Source organism: Moorena sp. SIO4E2, from assembly GCF_010671945.1.
Classification (GTDB): domain Bacteria; phylum Cyanobacteriota; class Cyanobacteriia; order Cyanobacteriales; family Coleofasciculaceae; genus Moorena; species Moorena producens.
The window spans coordinates 1-2,337 of the sequence record NZ_JAAHIE010000886.1 but is presented as its reverse complement, the minus strand read 5'-3'; the positions used below and the strand labels follow the sequence as shown (position 1 = coordinate 2,337).

General features: G+C 46.0%; 2 protein-coding genes. Both read right to left on the bottom strand.

All coding sequences use genetic code 11. The annotated features are described in order from the left end of the window. On the bottom strand, window positions 1-620 hold a 620-nt coding region (locus F6K37_RS38605), incomplete at its 3' end, for a response regulator (RefSeq protein WP_287256459.1). Beyond that, window positions 617-1,858, bottom strand: coding sequence for a sensor histidine kinase (locus F6K37_RS38600; protein WP_287256456.1), 1,242 nt, complete (start codon window positions 1,856-1,858; stop codon window positions 617-619). The genes F6K37_RS38600 and F6K37_RS38605, both read right to left, overlap by 4 nt. Window positions 1,859-2,337 lie beyond the last annotated feature (479 nt).

Sequence of the window (2,337 nt, the reverse complement as noted above, 5' to 3'; positions counted from 1 at the left end):
GCCCAGAGGGCAGCCTGAGTGCGATCGCGAACATCCAACTCACAGAAAATATTAGTTAGATGATTTTTAATCGTGCCTTCGGTCAGATTAAGGGCGGCTGCAATTTCTCGATTGCTTTTACCTTGTCCCAACAGCTTCAGGATCTCTAGTTCCCGCTGATTGAATTGAGCATGATAATCTGTTTTTTCCCGTTCAGGTTGGGTATGATTCAGTTGAGAAAACACCTTCGGAGCGATGGTAGGACCTAATTGGCTGTAGCCCTGATTCAGACTGCGAATGGCCGCTGCCACCTTAGGTGCTGGAGTGCTTTTAAGCAAATAGCCCAACGCCCCAGCCTGAAGAGACTGGAACACATAGTCATCATTGTCAAAGGTGGTTAAGACTAGAATCCGAATCCAGGGGTAGCGGGTATGGATTTCTCGGGTTGCTTGCACGCCATCGCAGATGGGCATCCGCACATCCATCAAGATAATGTCAGGCTGTAACCTCTCCGTGAGGGCAATGGCCTCTTCACCGTGATTGGCTTCACCCACCACCTCGAGATCATCCTCCAGGGACAACAGTGCCGCCAGTCCCTGACGAAAGATGGGTTGATCATCAGCCAATAGAAGTCGAATCATCGTGGTATCCTAATCTGAATACAGCTGCCTTGTCCCGGTGTGCTATCTAATTGTATCGATCCGCCTATCAGCTGAACTCTCTCCTGCATACCCCTGAGGCCAAAACCCTGGGTGGGTTTAGCAATATCAAAGCCAATACCGTCGTCCTTTAGTTCAAGGATAACCGCATCAGCAGAAGCATATCCCCGGAGGTGAATAACCTGGGCTTGACTGTGTTTGCGGATATTTTCCAATCCTTCCTTAAGCACACAGTAAAGCTGATGATTGGTTTGTAAGGGCAGCTGGGGCAAATCTATTTTGCTTTTAACCGTTATGGATGGGTTGGATGTAAAAGATTCCAGCAGCTGTGGCAGGGCCTTATTGAGATCAAAGGTCTCTTCTCGCATGGTGGTCACTGCCCGACGCACTTCTTGTAAGGATTGGCTGGCCAGCAGTTTGGCTGTGTCTAACGCTGGTTGAAGCTTATTAGAGTTTCGTTCGTAGAGTCGTTGTGCTAATTCTAGCTGCACATCAAGAGAGGTCAAAGTATGCCCCAATGAATCATGAATATCGCGAGCAATGCGGGTGCGTTCTAAATCTGCGGCTAGCAATTCAACTTCCTGAGTTAAGGCGATTGCTTGCTGACGACTCCTGTACTCAGCCACCAAGGTTAAACAGAGCAGAAGAATAAGTATGCTCATAGAAATATAGAGTACAAGGTTATTGAAAATCATATCTGCAAGCAATACTTGGGGAGCCTCTTGGATGATTTTTACTCGCTCTTCAAAAAGAGCTTTCTGCTCTTCAATTGGATTTGAGATATCACTTAGAAAAGCATTCATAAACCACCACGCAAAACCTATATGCCAGGCAATACCGGCTAAAACAACCGTGATGAGCACGTCCCGACGACGCAACAGAAAACAGCTTTTGGCTAAGTATAGAAAGAGAAAAAGATCCAAACCCACCTGAGTAAAGATACGTGTCAGTAACAGACAGCCAATTTCGGCAAAGATATAGGCTCGTCGCTGCCACATGGGGCGACGAATTGGAAAGAAAAAGCTCAGAATGGCCAAAACTCCAAATACCCAGAAGACTAGATAGTTACTGTTATTGGCCTCATAGGGCAATGATTTATTCAGGATGGGAAAAATCAGTCTCAGGGTCACCATGACTAAGAATGCCCATTCCACATAGCGCAGGATTTTGGGAATTGAAGGATTAATGGTTGAAACCTGAGGAGTTGTCCGAGCTGACATCAGCTTACTTAATGCTTATGACTGCTTCTACAGCTTATGAAACTTATGGGTAAATTTCCATGACAAACGTCATGTATCCATATGACCTTTCGCTATAGTCAGTTTGAAATGGCCTATTTAATATTGAATTATAAGCAACTATTCAGGCGTTGCTGAATCTTTGAATGAATAGGAGTAGAGTGGGCATCCTGCCCGCCCCAAAAGATAAAGAACAGGCAAGATGCCTATTCCACAGGTGCGACCCAAGGGCGATTTACTCGCCCTAGGAGGCGCGCACCTACTCTTAAAATCATTCCATTATTAAGCAACGCCACTATTCAGAGGATAAGGTTTGTCATGAAACAATTTCAATTTGGTGCAGGTTTGATGATGTCTATTAGTTTGATGGGTTTTAGCCTTGGCAATCCACCGCTGCCCCTAACGGCAAAAACTGCTAGCGCTGCTGAAAGTCAGACCGCTGTAGCACCGTTACTTCAGCG